The sequence below is a fragment of the Marinibium conchae genome (genome assembly GCF_015595035.1).
Classification (GTDB): Bacteria; Pseudomonadota; Gammaproteobacteria; order Enterobacterales; family Alteromonadaceae; genus Glaciecola.
The window spans coordinates 228,625-248,924 of record NZ_JADNRN010000001.1 but is presented as its reverse complement, the minus strand read 5'-3'; the positions used below and the strand labels follow the sequence as shown (position 1 = coordinate 248,924).

At 43.1% G+C, this 20,300-nt stretch carries 16 protein-coding genes; 9 read left to right on the top strand and 7 right to left on the bottom strand.

Translation table 11 applies throughout. From position 1 onward, the window contains the following. Positions 1-8: 8 nt before the first annotated feature. A complete protein-coding gene (locus ISG33_RS01020) occupies positions 9-1,415 on the top strand; it encodes a sensor histidine kinase (RefSeq protein ID WP_229333409.1) in 1,407 nt (468 codons plus the stop codon). Here ISG33_RS01020 and ISG33_RS01015 read toward each other — a convergent pair. Continuing rightward, positions 1,412-3,343 (bottom strand): tetratricopeptide repeat-containing diguanylate cyclase, encoded by a 1,932-nt coding sequence (locus tag ISG33_RS01015; protein ID WP_195731720.1) that lies wholly within the window; start codon positions 3,341-3,343, stop codon positions 1,412-1,414. The two genes, ISG33_RS01020 and ISG33_RS01015, sit on opposite strands and share 4 nt — an antisense overlap. Positions 3,344-3,521: 178 nt before the next feature. On the opposite strand from ISG33_RS01015, the gene ISG33_RS01010 reads away from it, so the two are divergent. Next, positions 3,522-4,388, top strand: coding sequence for an SDR family NAD(P)-dependent oxidoreductase (locus ISG33_RS01010; RefSeq protein WP_195731719.1), 867 nt, complete (start codon positions 3,522-3,524; stop codon positions 4,386-4,388). Positions 4,389-4,391: 3 nt separating this feature from the next. On the opposite strand, the gene ISG33_RS01005 is transcribed toward ISG33_RS01010, so the two are convergent. Together ISG33_RS01005 and ISG33_RS01000 are read right to left on the bottom strand one after the other, a co-directional pair. Next, positions 4,392-4,937: a DUF3833 domain-containing protein gene (locus ISG33_RS01005; RefSeq protein ID WP_195731718.1), complete on the bottom strand. Its 546-nt coding sequence runs from the start codon at positions 4,935-4,937 to the stop codon at positions 4,392-4,394. A 26-nt stretch (positions 4,938-4,963) separates the two neighbouring features. Next, positions 4,964-5,572 (bottom strand): chalcone isomerase family protein, encoded by a 609-nt coding sequence (locus tag ISG33_RS01000; protein WP_195731717.1) that lies wholly within the window; start codon positions 5,570-5,572, stop codon positions 4,964-4,966. Between the two features lie 97 nt (positions 5,573-5,669). Here ISG33_RS01000 and ISG33_RS00995 point away from each other — a divergent pair, with 97 nt between their 5' ends. The 4 genes from ISG33_RS00995 to nspC all read left to right on the top strand — a co-directional run bounded on the left by ISG33_RS00995 (position 5,670) and on the right by nspC (position 9,834). After that, positions 5,670-6,749: a 1-aminocyclopropane-1-carboxylate deaminase/D-cysteine desulfhydrase gene (locus tag ISG33_RS00995; protein ID WP_195731716.1), complete on the top strand. Its 1,080-nt coding sequence runs from the start codon at positions 5,670-5,672 to the stop codon at positions 6,747-6,749. Positions 6,750-6,954: 205 nt separating this feature from the next. Next, positions 6,955-7,389, top strand: coding sequence for a hypothetical protein (locus tag ISG33_RS00990; RefSeq protein WP_229333408.1), 435 nt, complete (start codon positions 6,955-6,957; stop codon positions 7,387-7,389). A gap of 84 nt (positions 7,390-7,473) precedes the next feature. Further along, the gene (locus ISG33_RS00985; RefSeq protein ID WP_195731715.1) at positions 7,474-8,676 is read left to right on the top strand and encodes a saccharopine dehydrogenase family protein; all 1,203 of its coding nucleotides are present in this window, start codon (positions 7,474-7,476) and stop codon (positions 8,674-8,676) included. 21 nt (positions 8,677-8,697) lie between these two features. Next, a complete protein-coding gene (gene nspC / locus ISG33_RS00980) occupies positions 8,698-9,834 on the top strand; it encodes a carboxynorspermidine decarboxylase (RefSeq protein WP_195731714.1) in 1,137 nt (378 codons plus the stop codon). Between the two features lie 161 nt (positions 9,835-9,995). Here nspC and ISG33_RS00975 read toward each other — a convergent pair whose 3' ends face one another. Next, complete coding sequence (locus ISG33_RS00975; RefSeq protein ID WP_195731713.1) at positions 9,996-13,202, bottom strand: TonB-dependent receptor; 3,207 nt, start codon at positions 13,200-13,202, stop codon at positions 9,996-9,998. Positions 13,203-13,510: 308 nt separating this feature from the next. Between ISG33_RS00975 and udk the strand changes: the two genes are divergently transcribed. The 3 genes from udk (at position 13,511) to ISG33_RS00960 (ending at position 16,410) form a co-directional block, all read left to right on the top strand. Then, a complete protein-coding gene (gene udk, locus ISG33_RS00970; RefSeq protein WP_195731712.1) occupies positions 13,511-14,140 on the top strand; it encodes a uridine kinase in 630 nt (209 codons plus the stop codon). Between the two features lie 144 nt (positions 14,141-14,284). Continuing rightward, on the top strand, positions 14,285-15,502 hold the full coding sequence (locus ISG33_RS00965; protein ID WP_195731711.1) for a NupC/NupG family nucleoside CNT transporter: 1,218 nt from the start codon (positions 14,285-14,287) through the stop codon (positions 15,500-15,502). Between the two features lie 68 nt (positions 15,503-15,570). Then, the gene (locus ISG33_RS00960) at positions 15,571-16,410 is read left to right on the top strand and encodes a 2OG-Fe(II) oxygenase family protein (RefSeq protein ID WP_195731710.1); all 840 of its coding nucleotides are present in this window, start codon (positions 15,571-15,573) and stop codon (positions 16,408-16,410) included. 9 nt (positions 16,411-16,419) lie between these two features. Here ISG33_RS00960 and ISG33_RS00955 read toward each other — a convergent pair whose 3' ends face one another. The 3 genes from ISG33_RS00955 to ISG33_RS00945 form a co-directional block, all read right to left on the bottom strand. Then, positions 16,420-17,613, bottom strand: coding sequence for a tetratricopeptide repeat protein (locus tag ISG33_RS00955; protein WP_195731709.1), 1,194 nt, complete (start codon positions 17,611-17,613; stop codon positions 16,420-16,422). A gap of 97 nt (positions 17,614-17,710) precedes the next feature. Next, positions 17,711-18,439, bottom strand: coding sequence for a 3'-5' exonuclease (locus ISG33_RS00950; RefSeq protein ID WP_229333407.1), 729 nt, complete (start codon positions 18,437-18,439; stop codon positions 17,711-17,713). Continuing rightward, complete coding sequence (locus ISG33_RS00945) at positions 18,439-20,271, bottom strand: DUF294 nucleotidyltransferase-like domain-containing protein (protein WP_195731708.1); 1,833 nt, start codon at positions 20,269-20,271, stop codon at positions 18,439-18,441. Before ISG33_RS00945 ends, ISG33_RS00950 begins: the two co-directional genes overlap by 1 nt. Positions 20,272-20,300: the final 29 nt, after the last annotated feature.

Here is a 20,300-nt window from a genome sequence, read left to right as displayed (position 1 = left end):
AACTTTTAGTGCGCGCCATTTCTGCTTTTAGAAAAAGCTCAAGCTTTACACTTAGTATTGTTTTTACCTCGTTGCTGATGATGGGTGTGGTATTTATTACCTATTTTCTTATCCTTTCAAACGACGATCTCTTAATTAGAGAGTCGGAAGCTGCCATTAATTCAGATATCCGAGGCTTTAATTCACTTTACCGAGCTGCTGGCGCGAAAGCAGTTGAAAATGCACTCAATGATAGGATTGCAGAAAACGGAAATGACTTTTTCTATCATTTAAAAACAGACAAAGATAAATTCGTCGCGGGCAACATGCTGTTCTGGCCAGAGAAAGGAACACAAGCTGTAAAGAATGGCATGTTGTCGATAAAAATAGGCAGCAAGGATAGCGACCAATATGACGTAATCGCTAAGATCATGACCTTTACCAACGGGCATCAGTTATTGATTGGCCGAAATATTGATGACATCGAAATTGTGCAATGGGTTGGCAAAACCTTTGGCTGGATAATGATCTTGGTTCTGTGTTTAATATCAGCAACCAGTATTTGGGTTGCTTATTACGTCGTTAATCGTATCAATACTATATCCGAAAAAGCCGAACACATCATTATCACGGGAAGGCTCAACGAACGCTTACCAGTTGATAGCAATTGGGACGATTTGAGCAAGCTCACCATTTCATTAAATAAATTATTAGAGCAATTCGAAAGTTCAGTGGAAGGTATCAAATCAGTTACCGACAATATCGCACATGATTTAAGAACTCCGCTTGCACGCCTTAAAACACACATTGAAGCAATTGCTCCGAGCGATGAAAAAGAAGCACTGTTAAGTGAATCTAATAACTTACTGTCTATATTCAACTCCTTGCTAAGGATTGCCGATTTAGAAACCGAACACAAAACCAGCGCCTTCGCTAACGTAGATGTAAAGCAAATACTCACCGACGTTATCGAGCTATACAGTCCCATCTTTGAAGATAAAAAAATCCACCTAGAAACAATAATAAGCGTCGATGATGCCATCATGTTTTGCGATAAAGACCTTATTTTTCAAACTTATGCAAATATTATCGACAACGCCATTAAATTTAATCACCCCGGCGGCAGTATTTTGCTCACGCTCGATTACGCCAAAATTGGCGACAGAAAATACCTAGCTTTTAGATGTTATGATTCTGGGCTTGGCGTAAACGAAGAAGAGTTTGATATGCTAACGCGACGTTTTTATCGCGCTGATAAAAGCCGCACGACCAGTGGCAACGGTTTAGGTCTTGCTCTAGTGCAAGCTATTGTTAATTTGCACGATGGCGAAATTCGTTTTCTCGATAATCCCTTGGCACAAACATCAGGTTTGGGTTGTGAAATACTGTTGCCGATAAAAATTATTAACGACCCAGTCAGCATTACCGAAGCCTAAGATACGAAGAGCCGAACTTGCTTACGACCTTCTTTTTTAGCCTCATAAAGAGCCTTGTCACAATCAGCGATTAAAGCTTCTGCATCAGCCTGTGATTCCAACTCTGCTGCCCCCGCAGAGATACTCAAGCTTAAACCAGGGTAGCCTATCGCCTCACCTAAGTTTTCGAATTCTCGACTGAATGCACGTAATGCCTCTTCGGCAACAATACAAGGTGTGTGAGGAAAGCCAATGACAAACTCCTCGCCACCGACTCGACCAACAATATCAGTATGCCTAAACATGACTTTACATAGCTGCCCAAAGCCTTTTAGTACAGCATCACCCGCTGCATGGCCGTGCGTATCATTGATTTTTTTGAAATGATCGATATCGAGCAGCGCAGCAGTGAAAGGGGTTTTATGTCGATGGGCCAGCGCAATTTGATGATTCATGAGTTCGAGTACCCGACGTCGATTAGCCAGTTCACTCAAGCTATCGGTATTTGCCAACTCAAGTAAAAAAGTCTTTTTGCGTCGTGAAGAAACAAACCACGCAATAAAAAACACGCTTATTAATAATACACAGATATATAGGATCACAACACGATGCCGCTGTTGCTTTTGCTGTTGTGCATATTTCTTTTCCGCGCTGGAGATAGAAGCCAATAGTTTGTTTTCTTTGACACGTACTTCACTTTCCATCTGCTTAATATGCTCTGCTTGCATTTTTTGTCGTGCTGCTACTGTTCGAGCATCTTTTACTTTTACTGTTTCATTCAGTAGCTCGAAGGCTTGCTGGTAGTTTCCCTGAAGAGCCAGAATTTGCGAATAATATAGCTTCTCATTTATCCGAAAACCCTCACCTACTCGCTGAAAAGGATGCGACTGACCTTTTTCATAGTAAATAAGCGCAGTACTGAGATCAGACTGAGCAATTGCAATTTTCACCATGTGCAACAGCGCTTGACGTTCACTAAATACTGACTGCTTTTCCTCAAACACGACCAATGACTGCAAGCGATAGTCTTTGGCCTTGTCATAATTTCCCATTTCAAAGAAGAGTTGTGACAAAAAATCAAGCGCATAAGCAACACCTAACTCATCTCCGGATTCCTCTGCATAAATCTTAGAGCGCAAAAAGCTCTGTTCAGATTCAGCATACTCTTTTAGAAATAATTGCATACGCCCCAAACCAAACAGGCTATAACTCAAACCAATTGGATCAGCGGCTGTTTCCGCGTAATTAGCAGACTCTATATAAAATTTCTTTGCGAGCTCATAATTGCCTTGGCGGGCATAAGTATTAGCTAGTACCTCTGCTATTTGACTGCTCAAGCGGATGGAGCCAATTTCCTTTGCTACCGTTAAGGAAGCTAAAGCGTTATCTCGAGCAGAGCTGAATTGACCGCCTCGAAGATAAATATTTGCGAGCGTGAGCTGTGCTTGAGCAAGTAGCTCTTGATTATTGGAACTGAGCGCCCATTCAACCGCAGCGCTAACACTATCAATAGCTGACTCACCCTGTTGTACTAAATTGAGCGCATTCGCCTGAGTTACCTTGGATAAGTGAAATAAGTCAGGAAACTCCTTCTCATTGATCAGCAAAAGAGACTTTTTAGCTTCGTCTATGGCCTTGGATGGCTGTGTAGCCTGAGCATAAAGTTGGCTTAATACCATATGATAAAAAGCTTTTTTATTATCAGGTTCTAATTCCCGTGGCGGGGACTCGAGTAAGAGTTGAATGCGCTTATTGAGCGGGGTTATTTTATCTTCGAGTATACTGGTGTACATGCTTACATCGGCTTTGTTCGAAGCATAGCTATAGGGAGCGCAGAACAGTAAACTCAATAATAGCATTGTAGAATAAAACGCAACCCATACGATGGGTAGTCTCGTTGGATATTTTATATTGAGCCCTTGCTTGGTTGCTCGCTTTGCCAACATCATTTTTGCGACTTACCTCTATCAGGCGCTATGTACACATACTCGTCTCATGATATCAATATAGCGCGTTTCGTGGATAAACGACATTAATTGCTACAAATACTTGAAATAATTTCCTCAATAAAATTAAACGCTATATGCTAGAGGTAATAACTCAGTTTGCTTCGTAAGGATAAATGCTATGCCAACAACAAAGCTCATTCACTTTTACCAAGACAAAGCGGTCGTTGTGACCGGTGCGGCCTCAGGAATTGGACTTGCTTTGGCCCATTTATTCGCCGAACTTGGTTGTAAGCTTGCCCTTTGTGATATCGACAAAAAAGCCCTTAATGAAGTTGTTAAGGGTATAGAATCGACACATCCTAATACTGAGCTTTATCACAGCGTTCTTGATGTTGCCGATGAAGATGCTTGGGTCGTGTTTCTAGCTGAAACGGCGGCTGCTTTGGGAGGGATTAACCTACTAATTAACAATGCTGGTATTGAGGGCTCGGGGCAACCTGTTTGGGCTAGCACAACAGCAAGCTTAAAGCGGGTAATGGATGTCAACTTTTATGGCATGGCATACAGCACTAAACATGTGTTGCCGTATTTAAGTAATGAGCCGTGGGCGGCATTGATTAATGTGTCGAGCATATTTGGTTTAATGGCACCACCAAATACCGCCGACTACTGTGCAAGCAAATTTGCAATTAGAGGCTACACCGAATCACTCAAAGCCGAACTTGCTTTGGTGCACCCGCATATTCAAGTGCACTTGGTACACCCCGGAGGCATAAATACCAACATCACTAGACTAGAGCATAGTCAGCGCTTCAAAGAGCGCTTTTTGAAAACCGAACCGTCCGCACTAGCAAACAAAATAGCGAATGCGGTAATGCATAATAGAGCACGTATAGTGTATGGGTATCAATCACAACGAGCTCGACTTGCTGCAAGAATATTACCTCTTGCATGGTTGTCGTCATTATTGGGAAAACTAGTCAAAGGACTAGGTTTGGAAGATGACTACCATAAGGATCACAGCGGTTTTACTACACGCAAATGACGCTTATTGCTTTTGCATGAAAATAGTCACCTCAGCCATCACTAGGCCAAACTTTTTAATGTACGAACGATTCATCATTGTGTTTTCGTCGAAAGCCCAAAACCAATCATCAAAATTCACGCGATAAGTTGAGTCACCAACTGCCAAATCCATTTCGTATACAAAGTTAAATGCATTACCATGCGGAGTGCCTGTTGCGGGCCCAGCGATGTCATCGGCATTTCCAGTGTAGCTCCCATCAGCATTCTTGGTAAGCGTCCATACTCGTTTAAGTGGGCCTTCACCTAGCCCATATTCAAAGGTTTCGTCTAATATAAGCTTGTCATCTTGCGTGTAAGCATCGATGTTAACTATGAAACGCTGCACAATATCACCATCACGGTTTTGTACTATCCCCCACGCTTTCACCTTGCCGTCAAAAAATGACTCTATATTGAATTTAGGCTCCATTTGCTGATATTTGTCTGGGTCGATCGATACCGAGCAAGCCGATAAAAATGCAGCAACAAACGCTATCGCGACTATTTTGTAGATAAGCTTACTTGTCATTTTCCTGTCCTTTTTGTCAATATTGATTAGTTTAAGCCTAATAGTTGCTTACGCATTTTTGGTTCTGAGGTTTTATCGCTCAACCATATGTCAAAAAACGACTGCCCGAAGGTAACATCATCAATACTACCCACCTTTTGACCTCGATAATAAAAGTGTGTATGGCGATTTTCATCAAGCACACCCGTGATATTATCGCCCTCTTTCACGTCGGGGAACACTGCTCGCATTTGTTCAAACCATTTCGCCAAATCAACTTCGTCGTCGTAGCCTAAATCTCGCATCTCATCCACCGAGCGGCTGGCAATTTCTTCACCGTCGAAATCTCGTAAATAAGTGAGTGATAAAGCGAAAGGCGCCCCCTCTTGCCATTCGCCCTTAGTCGCCATTAATTGCGCGTCATATATCTTCCAGAACATGACCTTAAGCCTTGCTTTTCCTACCGTTTCAGGCTGAGGTATGTAACGTTTGGAAATCTCGCGTAAACTCATGGGTGATGCCGTAGATTCGGAAGCACTGGCTAATGTGACTTTGTTGGCCACAGCGGCATTCGCAAATGCTAGCTTGCAGGTGAATGCAAGCACACCTAATATAGCTATGCTTTTTGTTAGTCTTGTTAGTCTCGTTATTAACATACAAGGCTCCTGCTCTTAATTAATTTGAATAGTTAACGTTGATGATAGCTGATTAAGATCATCCAGCCCCGTTAAACTTATGTAATATGGAATACGAATGCATCACCCCTTCCGACACATATCGACCATGGCCAACTATTTGGGTATTGCGCAGAACTCGCCACTTCATCAAATAAAATTGCCAGCTCAACTGGAATTTAATAGCACTATAGCGACCACATTACATGAGCAGATTCAAGTATGGTGCAAGCGTGATGACTTGCTCCACCCCATTATATCGGGTAATAAATGGCGTAAATTACAGCACGCCCTTGCAACTTTTGAAACACAGAGCGAGGCGCTCGCAACACAGGCCTCTCGCCCTAGACGCATAGTCAGCTTTGGAGGCGCTTATTCTAACCATCTTCATGCACTTGCCTATTGTTGTAACAAACTAAACATTGCGCTTATCGCGGTGATCAGAGGGCAGTACCTCGCAAACGAAACTTTGAATCCGACACTGCAAGATATGACCTTGTGGGGTGCGCGTCTTCACTTTGTTAGCAAAACGGACTATCGCAGAAGACATGACCCTGAATATTTACAACAGCTCAAAAGCAAGTTCGACGCAGATTTAATAATTCCCGAAGGCGGCTCGCAAATATCCTCATTGCATGGGCTTGCCCAGATGATGCAAGAAATACAAGAACAAGCTCAAGAGCTCGAACTTGCTCAGCTTAATGCCAGTATTTTCGACGAGTTCTTTTTACCCGTAGCTAGCGGCGCAACAATGGCAGGTGTAGTAAAGGCGGAGCACGCTACCAACAAGTCGATCGCCAAGACAATTACCGGAGTGGCAGTGCTTAAGGGTGAAGGCTACCTTGAAGGCCTGGTACAACAATTTTTGCCACAGTTTAGGCCACCTGAAACAAGTGATTGGCAAATTGAACATCATTACAGTTTTGGCGGCTATGCGAAAACATCGCCCGAGTTAGACGCCTTTTGTGCCAGTGTGAAAGAGATAAATCATCACCCCGACGCAGAAGAAAAGAGTATTAGAATTGAACCCTGTTATTCAGGAAAACTGTTTTATGCGGTGAATAACATGCTCGAACAAGGCCGCTTTTCTAAGGGTAGTAAATTACTGCTTTTACACACCGGTGGTCTTCAAGGCAAACGCCCTCCAACTAAGCCTTAGTCGGCATCCTTTGTCAGCGCTGTGTGTTGGTAATTTTTGTTGGTGTTGTATTTGGCATAAATATCTTATACTAAAGTATGAAGGGGAGAACCTTAATAAGGAGGTATTTCGACTATCGTTATTGAACTATTCTTCCCTTATTTCCGTTTACTAACACATAATCAAGCAACATTTTTTAGCCAATTCAGCGCATAGAGGCAACCACGTGAACCAGCATATGATCTTAAAAGAACATATACAGCATGCAGAGCTCATCGACAAAGCACTCACGCTTTGCGAAACCATGCTCAGCCACTGTGAAATGCTGTATCCTTTTGCCGTTCTGTCTGTCGATGACCAAGTGCAGTGTTTATTCCTCGACGACAGCGACACAAAAAATCAACACCCAAACGGTGCGAGTTTTGGCATGATAGAAAAGCTTGAGCGTCTTATAAATATCAATAAAATCCATGCGGAGAACGCGGTTGGCCTCTTAGTATATGCCGCGACACTGCGAAGCGAAGACAATAATGAAACCGACGGTTTAATGTTTAGCTTGTGCGACAGCAATGGTGAAAATACATTGAGCTTATACCCCTACAGCTATGAAGGCGATAGCATTGCCCTCGGCAAACCTTACACTTGCGATTTTTCAGACTAAGTCTATTCTTTTTAACAGTTTCTTGTGCTTGCCTATTCAAAAATTACTGTTACGATCCAGCCATTATCTTACTGAGGAAAACTAATGTCTCGAGTTCTTATAATCGGCGCCGGCGGCGTGTCTTCTGTTACTGTTAAAAAGTGCGCTCGTTTACCTGCGCTGTTCGACGAAATTTACTTAGCCAGCCGAACCCTGTCAAAATGCCAAGCCTTGCAAGACGAAGTCGGTAGCGATAGGCTAAAAGCTGTTTATAGTGTTGACGCGGATAATGCAGATGCAGTGACGGCATTGATTAACGAAGTAAAACCAGACTTAGTGGTTAACTTAGCCTTACCTTATCAAGATTTGCCCATCATGGATGCATGTTTGGCAACCAAAACTGACTACCTCGATACCGCAAATTATGAGCCTAAAGATGTTGCCAAATTCGAATACTCTTGGCAGTGGGCGTATCAACAACGCTTTCAAGAAGCCGGTATTATGGCACTGCTCGGAAGTGGTTTCGACCCCGGCGTAACGAATGTATATACCGCTTATGCGGCGAAGCACTATTTTGACGAAATTCATTATCTTGATATTGTTGACTGCAATGGCGGTGATCATGGTCAGGCCTTCGCCACCAACTTCAACCCCGAAATTAATATTAGAGAAATCACTCAACGCGGACGTTTCTGGGAGAATGGCGAATGGAAGGAAACAGAACCATTAAGTGTGAGAGAAGATCTTGATTATCAGAATATCGGCACGCGCGCCTCTTACCTAATGTTTCACGAAGAGTTAGAGTCTCTGGTTAAACACTTCCCTAGCCTCAAACGCGCGCGCTTCTGGATGACCTTTGGAGATGCTTATCTCAATCATCTAAAAGTACTCGAAGGCATCGGCATGACCAGCATTGAGCCAATCGAGTTTCAAGGTCAGCAAGTAGTACCATTAGAATTCTTGAAAGCCGTATTGCCAAATCCTGGCTCACTTGCCGAGGGCTACACAGGCATGACCTGTATCGGTACCTATATTACTGGCATTAAAGATGGTAAAGAGAAAACCATCTTTATTTATAACAACTGTGACCATGCGGTTTGCAATGAAGAAGTGGGCGCTCAAGCAGTGAGTTATACTACCGGTGTTCCCGCCATGATTGGTGCAGCACTTATGCTCAATAATACATGGAAGAAACCCGGTGTGTGGAACATGGAGCAATTCGATCCCGACCCATTCATGGCGATGCTTAATGAACATGGTCTACCTTGGCATGTATTGGAATGTGAACAAAGTCCTTTTAGTAAATAACGAGCATTTAGCGAGCAACCTATGAGTAAGTTCATACGCAGCGACATCCCGTCGCCCTGCTATGTGTGCGATGAGGCCAAATTAGAGAGTAATTTGCAAATAATGGCTGAAGTGCAAGAACGTAGCGGTGTTGATATTATTTTGGCACTGAAGGGATTTTCGATGTGGTCGACCTTCCCTTTGGTCAAAAATTACCTAAAAGGCGCCACAGCAAGCGCAGTTTGGGAAGCAAAATTGGCTAAATATGAAATGGGCGGTGAGGTGCATTGCTATTCGCCAGCCTATAAACAAAAAGATATGGATGAGTTACTAGGCTTAGTTAACCACCTCTCTTTTAATAGCTTGCACCAATGGCAGACATTTAAAACACAAGTGCTGGCAACTGGGGTATCGCCGGGCCTTAGAGTAAACCCTGAAAATCAAGAAGCCGACACCGCTTTATACGACCCTTGCGCGCCTGGCTCTCGTTTAGGCATATTAGCCTCTCAGCTCGTAAACGCAGACTTAAGTGGTATAGAGGGCTTTCATGTCCACAATCTCTGTGAATGTGATTCTTTTGCAACCGAGCGCACCTTGCAAGCTATCGATGATAAATTTGGGCGGTATTTACCATCACTTAAATGGCTTAACATTGGTGGTGGCCATCTGATGACCAAGACCGGCTATGATATCGAGCATCTCATTGCTAGCTTAACGGCATTTAAGAAGAAATATCCTTACTTGAGAATTATTATGGAGCCCGGTTCAGCAGTGGCTTGGCAAGCAGGGCCGTTAGTTGCTGAAGTGGTGGATATTGTCGAAAATGATGGGAAAATCCTTATCCTTGATATAAGCGCCACGGCCCACATGCCCGATGTATTAGAAATGCCCTACCGTCCAACAATTACTGGGGCTGGTAGTGCGAATGAAAAAGCGTTTTCTTACAAGCTTGGAGGTAACAGCTGCCTCGCGGGTGACATAATTGATAGCTATAGCTTCGATCATGAAATACAACGTGGAGAGAAGCTAGTGTTTGAAGATATGCTGCATTACACCATGGTCAAAACTACATTTTTTAATGGCGTAGAGCACCCGGCAATAGGAATACTACGCAAAGATCAAAGCTTTGACTTAATAAAAAGCTTTAGCTATGAGGAGTTTAAAGCGCGTTTATCTTAAGCACTCCGTGTGTTTTGTTCGCAAGCATAAGGCTAAGCAATGTCAAGATTTATCGCAGATAATAAAAAAACCTAGCATCTTTACAGAGCTAGGTTTTTTTTATGCTACTTTTTCTATCCGACTGCCTTTAAGCTAACTTAAAGGCAGCATTAATATACTGATTAGAAAGTATATTTAACACCTACACGAATAGAGTAAGTTGATGGGTCATTGAATATACCTTGGTCACGAACTCCGTCGAAGTTAGTGTAAGTATATGTACCGTCATCATTGATAGTTGCATCAATTACCGCTGAGTTATACTCAAATGGAACCTGACGTAATACACCCCAATCATCGTTGATTAGGTTACCTAGGTTGCGGATAGCGAAGTAAACTTCACCTTTATGACCTTCCATGAAACCCGGAACTTCTTGAGAAACACGTAGATCGATACGAGTCCACCAAGCACTTCTTTGTGAGTTACGGTCTAAGATTTGACCACGCTTACCTTCTAAGCCGTACTCTTCAATGAAGTTGTCGATTTCTGCTTGAACTTCAGGGCTAGAGTAGTTTACTAGCGGATCGTCAATTCTTGGAACATAAAGTAAGTTACGATCTTCGAAGCTTCTTTCATCACCAAAACCTGGATCATTATCGAAAGTAAAACTGAAAGGTCTACCGCTTTGACGCGTTCCGAAAAGAGTGAAACGTGTGTCTAAGCCATCAACGAACTGAGTTACGTAGCTCATTTGTAAAGTGAAACGATGCTCTGTTTCATAGTTACTAGTTGCTATACCTGGCTCATTAAGGTCACTTACTGATAAGTTACCAAAGTTAGAGCTAGCGGTAGAGCTGTTCATTGGGCTACCATCATTGATGTTTTGGAATGCATAGCCAAGAGTCGTTTTAAAGCCGTTATCAAAACGCTTGGTTACGAAAGTTGACGCTACGAAAGCATCGCCATCTTCATCAGAGTTGGTAAGCAAGTAATCTGTACCTGAGCGGCCACAACGACTTTCATCGCCACCAGCAGCACAATCAGCGTCAAATACATCGAAATCACGATAGATAGGACGGTTATCAGGTGCACGACCGTTTGGAACAACGTTCAATGGGATAGTTTTCGCGCTATCTTGGTAAACAGAGTAGATGAAGTCAATACCCACTAGTACGTCATTCTCAAAAGAGTGCTGCGTACCAATGTTGTATTTCCACAATGATGGAATTTCAAAGTCTGGGTCAAGAGCATTCACTGCACCGTCACCACCAGTCAAGCTATCTACGCTTAATTGAGGAACTTCTAAACCAAAGTTAGCGGTATTTGCACCGTTAAGAGCGGCAAGCTCTTCAGCACTTGAGCTTCCTGTTCTCTCAATGTCAGAACCAAGGATAGTTACACCATTGTTTGAATAGTTGTTAGACAACCAAACGTTCGGGTTACCACCAGCAAACAATCCAACACCACCATATACGAAGGTATCAGAGCTTACAATGTAGTTAAAGCCGAGACGTGGTTGTAGCAAGTCCATGTCAGGTTCTTGTGCATTCGAGAAGCCGTAGCGTGTTTCGAAGCGATCATTTTGAACAGGCTTGTCGTCTGAAGTCCATGTGTCGTAACGTAGACCAAATGTTAACGTTAGGTCGTCAGTTGCATACCACTTGTCTTGAACATAAAAAGTGCTGTTGTCAAAAGTGAAGGCAGCAGCACCGTCATTCGGATCTAAAGACGCAGGAATAGCATACTCAATTTGCTGGGCTAGTTGGTTTCTGAAGTTCTCTAAACCACTTTCTTCAGGACCGTTTCTGTCGTCAGTATTGTTAAAAATAATACGACCTTGGCTGCGTGGTACAAACAAGTTGAATACGTCAGTTGCTTGGAACTCGTAACCAGCAGTAATTTCGTGATCACCTACAACGTAAGTACCAGCGATTTTACCGTTTAATGTATCGTAGTTTAGGATGTTTGCTTGACGGAATTGGTCAGCACCTAAGTTGATATCAACACTACCGAAAGCATCTTGAATTGTCACATCAGCAAAACTAGCGTCTGATGTAAACGGTTTTTGACCATTTTTCACTTCAGCTTTCGCTAAACGTACTTCAGTAGAGAAGTTATCCGTCCAGTTTGAATAGACAGAACCAACAAGTGTGGTTAACTCGTTTGCTCTTTCATAGTAACGATCGTTGAAGGCGTAGCTAGAAGTGCTTGAGCCTGTAGAGCTAACAGTGTTGCCGTCGGTGTTTTGGTAAGTCAAAGTAGCACGGTGATCATCATTGATTAACCACTCTAATTTGATAAGTACTTTTTCTTCTCTTTCATCAGCTGAGTTAAGAATCTCACCTACTTCGTAACCGTAAACGTCACGAGCGATTTGGCGAACTTCTTCAAGGTCAGCAACTGTCAGACCAGCAATAGGAGAGGCAAAGCCTGCGCCTTCTGGGCCGTTGTTGAAGATTTGAGTAGGTTCATGTTTTTCGAAAGCACCAAAGATAAATAAGGTATCTTTGATAATTGGAGCACCAACAGTGAAGCCGTAACGAATTTCATCGAATTCAGCAACGTCAAAAGAGTTGCCTTCAATAGTGTTGCCTTGCATGTCATCGTTAGTGTAATCAATGAATACAGAACCGAACACATCGTTTGCACCGCTTCGAATAACAGCATTGATATTACAACCAGTGAAACCACCATAAGTGACATCAAAAGGAGCAAGCTGAACATCGACTTGGTCGATTGCGTCGAATGGGAAAGGCAAGCGCTCAGTTGGGTAACCGTTACCATTTAGGCCGAAGTTATCGTTTTGTTGTACACCGTCAACTGTGACGCTGTTACCGCGGTTGTTTCCGCCAGCACACTGAATTGCGCTTGAATTAGTTGCGTCGATAGTAATGCGCGGGTCGTTTTGAATTACGTCTTTGATGTCACGGTCAACCGACGGTTGGAACTGCAAATCATCAAAGCCATAGTTTGAAGATGGACCAACTGTTTCTGTAATCAAACCACTGGCAGAACCAGTAACAACGATTCTTTCAACCGCTGCACTTGGTACAAGGCTGATAGTTAATTCAGCAGCTTCACCCAAGTTTACGTATACGTCTTCAATTGTTCTTGAACCTTCGCTTTCTGCTACGATCAAAGTGTATGGACCGCCAACACGCAAACCACGAGCGTTGAAAGTACCGTTAGCAGAAGTTTGTATTGTTCTAGCACTGCCTGTACGAGTGTCAATTAGTGTGACTGTTGCGCCACTTACAATTTGACCAGCTTCAGTTGCAACAGTACCGCGCAACGATGAAGATGTTTCCTGTGCTATAGCAGCCGTTGATAAGCCAACTGATACCGCTACTGCCAGTGCAATACGGTTCAATTTCATCTTAGCAAACATATTTTAATCCCTATGTTAGTTTAGTTGAGTATTTTTGCAGAGTGATTGTCGTTGTGTTGTGTTTCAAATTTATGACACCATGCGTTTCTTTGACGCATTTACACTATGAAATCACCCTAAAAGCGTAAAAATATTATTTCGCGCGATTATTATAAACTATTTCAGCAGAATATCGCCATTTTTATGACAGTTGTTGCGAATATTACAACAACTTCTTGAATAATAGAGTGATCGTGTCTTCTTAAATTGATTGGAACTCAGCAAGAGGGTATCCTATTGGGAATTATATCTGCGGTGAAAATAAGACCATGGCAAAACCTATCATCCTTGCAATCTCGGGCGCTTCAGGCTCAGGCAAGTCACTCTTTACGCAAAACCTAGCGTTAAAGTTAAGTCAGCACGAACGAGATGTATTAGTGTTGCAAGAAGACCACTATTACAAAGCTCAGGATCACATCGCGATTGAAGAGCGTGCTAGTACAAATTATGACCACCCGGATGCATTTGAGCACGATTTGCTTAATCAACACCTACAAGAATTAAATACTGGCTCTAGCATTGAATATCCTAGTTACTGTTATGTAACCCACACGCGCTTGCCAGATTTTGAAGTAGTCAGCCCTTCACCGATCATTATCATCGAGGGCATTATGCTTTTAACGCAGATCCAACTCTTCGACCAATTCGACATTAAAGTGTTTGTCGATACTCCGCTTGATGTATGCCTGATGCGAAGAATGCTTCGTGACACGCAAGAACGCGGTCGCACAATTAACTCGGTTGCCAAACAGTACGAAGATACAGTAAAACCCATGTATCATAAATTTATTGAGCCAAGCAAAACCTTTGCTGACTTGATCGTACCACATGGCGGAGAGAATCATTTGGCCGTTGACGTGTTGAGTACTTATTTACTCGAAGGTAAAACGCCAGTATAAAGGGACCTTAGTTGTCGTAGCACTGAGATGGTTTTTCAAAAAACCATTAAAAACATCAGAATGAATAACGACGATTACAGCGGGACCAAGCAACAGGCCGAAAGGCGATTTTATAAATAACAACAATAACAAAGCGATAAAATTATGACTGGTATACTCGGCATCGGCTTTTTAGTCGGCATGGCATTTTTGTTTTCCTCCGCGAAGAAAAATATTAATTGGCGAACGGTAGGCGGTGCCTTTGCAATACAAGCGGCATTAGGCGCCTTTATTCTTTATTCGAGCTGGGGAATTTCCTTTTTAAATGGCCTAACACAATACGTTGCTAATGTGATCTCATACAGTGAGGATGGCATCAGCTTCTTATTTGGCGGATTAAATGGCAACGAGTCGCTTGGTTTTATATTCGTGATCAACGTTTTGCCAGTGATTATCTTCTTTTCATCACTCATTGCAGTGCTTTACCACCTTGGCATCATGTCTTGGGTAATTCGGATTATTGGCGGCGCTTTGCAAAAAATGCTCGGTACCAGCCGACCTGAATCAATGTCGGCCGCGGCGAATATTTTTGTTGGCCAAACTGAAGCGCCCTTGATTATCAAACCCTTTTTACCAACGATGACCCGCTCAGAACTTTTCGCTGTAATGGTGGGTGGTTTAGCCTCGATAGCCGGTTCTATTATGGCTGGTTTCGCTGGCATGGGGATCGAGTTGAAATACCTGCTAGCCGCTAGCTTCATGGCTGCACCTGGCGGTTTGATGATGGCAAAGATGTTAGAGCCCGAAACAACCAAAACCAATGAAACCTTGACCGACGTCAAGGAAGATAACGAAGAATACGCTAATATCTTCGACGCAGCAGCTAGCGGTGCAACATCAGGGATGAAGCTTGCAGTTAATGTGGGCGCAATGCTATTGGCATTCATTGCCCTCATTGCGCTTTTGAATGGCATGATAGGCGGCATTGCCGCTTGGTTTACCGACCAAGAGGTTAGCATTCAGCTTATATTGGGCTATGTTTTTCAGCCCATCGCATGGCTTATTGGCGTACCATGGAACGAAGCGAATATTGCAGGTTCACTAATAGGCCAGAAAATAGTGCTTAATGAGTTTGTGGCTTATGTTGCACTCATTGAAACTGCCGACAAATTATCACCTTTATCACAGGCAATTATCACTTTTGCTTTATGTGGTTTCGCTAATTTGTCATCCATCGCTATTTTGATGGGTGGTATTGGCGCACTAGCCCCAACAAGACGCAAAGAAATTGCGCAACTGGGCTTAAAAGCAGTGTTTGCAGCAACCTTAGCTAACTTTATGAGTGCAAGCTTGGCAGGAATTTTTATTTCTTTAAGTATGTAAATTTGCACTTAGCATCTGGAAGCGTTTAGACACTAATCGACAGAAATATATATACACAGGCATTACACATGAAATTAGAAGCAGTTGATTTCACGGCGCCCGACGCCGCGCAAAAATTTGTAGAATCACTACGCCAAACGGGTTTCGGTGTTCTTAAGAATCACCCAATTAAGCAACAAAGCGTTGCCGATATATATCGAAACTGGGAAGCATTTTTTAACACTGATGAAAAACAAAATTATCTGTATAACAAAGACAAGCAAGATGGCTTCTTCCCTCAAAGCGTTTCAGAAGTCGCGAAAGGCTTTAAGAAGAAAGACATCAAAGAGTATTATCATTTTTACCCTTGGGGTCAGTGCCCAAGCAGTCTAAAAGCAGAGTTAGATAACTACTACAACAATACCTCTGAACTTGCTGCTCAACTATTAAACTGGATTGAACAAGAGTCACCAGCGGAAGTTAGCAAGCACTACAGTATGCCACTATCAGACATGATCGATGGCAGCGATCAAACCTTATTGCGAGTGTTACATTACCCACCACTTGCGGGTGATGAAGAAGCTGACGCAATCAGGGCGGCGGCCCATGAAGACATCAACCTCATTACCCTTCTTCCAGCAGCAAATGAGCCTGGCTTGCAAGTTAAGGCCAAGGACGGAACTTGGTTGGATGTGCCTTGTGATTTCGGCAACCTGATCGTTAATATCGGCGATATGCTACAAGAAGCATCCGGTCATTACTTCCCTTCAACCACTCACAGAGTAGTGAATCCGGAAGGTACCGACATGACAAAAGCACGTATTTCATTGCCGCTTTTCTTGCATCCACGCCCCGATGTGAAGCTATCTGAGCGTCATACCGCAGGGAGTTACTTACACGAACGCTTAACTGAACTTGGCGTGCTCTAACTGGCTTAACTATTTGGCTTGTATAGCCCGGATAGCAGACACTTTGCTTGAATAGGTCTCAGCGACTTGACTCGCTGGGGCCTTTCTTTTTGCCAACAACATATAACGTTTGGCACTGTCTAAGTCCCCCATCTCGAAGAACGAAGTAGCTAAAGAAAAGTAAAATTGATGCTGATTTTCATCTAGGCGTATAGCTTCTTGGAAATGCTTAATACTGGCGGTGTAGTCACCCTTATCTCGCTCAATTTCGCCAAGCATGAGATGGTAAAACGGATTGCTCTGACGTTTCGATTTTATATAGCTTTGAATAGAATTAGCTGACTTAACATCCCCTATCTTGCGATACAATATAGCTAAATTTTCCCAAGCAGTAAGATGATTATCATCAAGCTCTATTGCGCGAAGATAACTTTGCTCTGCCAATTCAACCTTTCCCATTAACCGGTACAAATACCCAAGGTTTACCCATGAACCCTCGTAGTATTCGTTACTCTGAATAGCCGCTTTAAAATAACGATAAGCCTTGGTGTAATTGCGCTCTAATAGTGCATCTGTCCCCTTATTGTTATAGAACATAGCAACCACATAATTTTTAGTCACCTTGCTCGCAGGGAAGCGCTTCGAACTTATTTCAGTATCAAAATCAATTACCATTCTGTTTTCAAAAAACTGGGTGATTCCAGCGTTCGCCCTCGGCACAATCTTTAGGTTTATGTGCCCGTTAAGTAATGAGTAACCGTCGCGTCTAGTCCAATATTCAGGAATGTGTACAAGCTGAAAATCGCTGTCAAAACCGGCATACTCGGCCATTGCGTAGGTCATAATTGAAAGCGATAAACAATTAGCTGCAGCGCTCGTGAAGGTAGTATCAGCGGTGGTATTCGCCGCTTCTTGATAGACTAAATCCAAGTCTGTTCGAGCAAATATAGCGCCAATGAGTTGTTCTACCTGCTCTTTTTCTGTTCGACCTTTTGCTATTGCTGTATCAACAAAAATTCGCGCGCTTTCGTCGAGAAAAAATATCTCGTTCGTGCTTTCAATCTGATAAAGGTGATACTCGGGAAACACTTCATCGTCAAGAAGTTGCGTTTGTGACAAGCTTAACTCATTTCCCACTCGCAATTTAGAAGACGTACAAGCACTTAACAAAAAAGTAGCCAAAGCGACCAAGCAAAGGACAGGAAAGTAAAAACGAATTTGCATCACACAACTCCACATTTCAATTAACGCGTCACTTGTTTGTTTTTTATACTAGCTTTTATACTGTTGAAGCTCAAATGAGAATCATACGATGCCCAATTCAACGCTTCCCTACATTTCTTTTACCTTCAATACCTACGCGAAACACCCTAAATGCTTTGCTCTGCAAGAGATCACCTATCGTTGCAACACCTTTGGCATCTATTGCGTGAAGTTGAGCAAAAGCGAGGGTCAAGCTGGCAAGGGCATCGTCAAGTGCATTGTGATTGGGCGCTGACGGAAGCTGATAGCGTTGCCTACATTCTTCTAAGGTAAGCGCGTTCTGTTTTACCGGAGCTTGTGCTTTGTTCAGAAGGTACAGTTCGAGCAGCATGGTGTCGAGTGTTAGAATGTAGCTTTCAGGAAGCTTTAGTGAAGTGGCCACCTTGTGCAGCACCTGCATATCAAGTGCTGCATTATGCAACACCCATATATGTGTTTTCGAATAAGATTCCAACTGTTTTACCAGCACACTAACATGTTCACCTTGTGCCAGATCCTTCGCAGTTAAGCCGTGAATCACTGGGCTTTGTGCTAGATCACCACTTGTCCGAACAAGGCTATATTGTGCGCTATCCATATTGATGGATTGCGCCTTTGCCTCAAGCCAGGCGATAGATGTTATTTTTGCGACGTCAGTTTGCAGACTAGTTAATTCAAGGTCAATGCCAAGAAGGGGTGTGGAAAGCAGCGAACTTTCCTTCCACTCTTTACTCACTGGCCAAGACTTTGTAAGAAAGCTATTGCTGAAAGCCTTCGAAGAAAAGAAGTGAGCAAAAAGCGACGCCACTACCCAATACCTCCGCTATATTTGAGCACTGCGGCCTGTTGAGCGCGATGAATTGCCTTAAAAGCGGCCTTAAGCTGATGCTTTTCAATAGACGACAAATCACTTATTCGAATAAAGTTGTCTTGCACTTTTCTATGTAATTGATGTCGCCAACGCAGTCGGTTTAAAAATAACCAAATATCTTTTAAATTTTTAATATCGGCCTCGGCGATACCGGAAGATTTTGGCAGGTTATTTAACCTTCCGATAGTAGATGGCACCGTAATCCCGTTAGCTAAGGCATGGAGACGCGCTAGATTGTTTACGATAGCAATTGCACTATGCTTTAGATCTATGCTGTCTTTTTCTGGTCTATTTTTAGCGTAAACAAATTTTTGAAACATCGACAAAGGCACAGACTGTTCATTTGCTTGTCGAGCCAGTGCGGCCAAAAATAGACTGTTACTGAATTGCTTTTTGCGCTCTTTTTGCAGACTTTTAAACAGAGAAAAATCTCCAGCTGCTGCACGCGCATCAAGAAAAATATTAAACGCAAGCATGGCTTCCGGTGTTGGTTGGCGCACCCACGACTTGGATTCTTCGATGGCTCGACCCAGCGATACCCGCAGTGCTGGATTTGATGCCATAATGTTACCGTCACACAACTTTATGCCACATTTCCCAAGTCCTGAACACACATACTCGGCCATCTTTGCAAAATAAGTAGCTTGCTCGTCACTAGGCTCTTCAGCAAATAGCAACGCGTTATCTTGATCCGAACCCATCGTTTGATCTTCGCGCGCTTGTGAACCATAAACTAACCAACAATAGGGTATTGGTGCCTTGCCGTGCTTTTGTTGAAAAAAGTTGATTAACTTTCGAGTCATTACATCGGTCGCCTGAGATAGGACTTTACCCGCAATATCAAAATCCCCTAAACGCTTTGCGCTTGATGAAAAGTAATGTGGCAAGAGCCAAGAACTGCGTGTTAACTCATATAAGTTGTTGGCTTTTGATATATCACTAATAACAAACAGCACGTTATTTCGCTGCTGTTTGAATATATCTGTCGCCGTTATCATGGTAACAGGCTCGTTACTTACTGCATCAAGCACAGGCAGATGGTTAATAGACCTTTCGCTCATCAGTAAAACAGCATCAAAAAGGGTCTTATTCTTGGTCAAGTAAGCAGGCTGGGTGGTCATGACGTGTTCCACCGGCAGTTGCATATCCAGCCCAGCAGCAACAACTCGATTGCGTAGATCTCGGTCGGTTACGATACCGATGAGAGCGTTATTTTCGATAACCAGCACCGAAGATATGGCTTTCTCGCACATTAAAGCGGCAGCACTTTGAATTGAATCTGTTTTTGCAAGCGCAATGGGCTTAACTTGGCTCACTTCACAAAGCGGCTTATGCAACCACATTGAATTAGCGTCAGTAACGGCATCATGCTCAAGCATATCGTCCTTTGCTGCGTTGAAAAATTGCGCAAATTTTGGATATTGCATGGCACCATCGAAACTTGCCTTGGATATACAGATAATTAAGCCTGGGCTGTCTACGGTCATATCTAGCTTGTAATCAACGCCATCTAGCAACGCGGCGTAACCGAAGTAGTCGCCATCACTCAAGTGCTTTAGGGCACCCTCACCGTCTTTGACAGAGTACTGGCCGCTTTGAATTAAAAACAGCGAATGCCGATGCTGTTGTAACATCTCGTCGTGGTTTTCGGCTGTGAGATAAATTAGCTGGCTTTTTTTGGCAATGTTGAGCCGGTGCTCGTCATCAAGCAAATCGAAGGGCCCTGACTCTCTTAAAAAATCAGCTACCTGTTTTGGCACTGCCGTCATCGTCTATTCCCCCACTCTACTCACGTAAA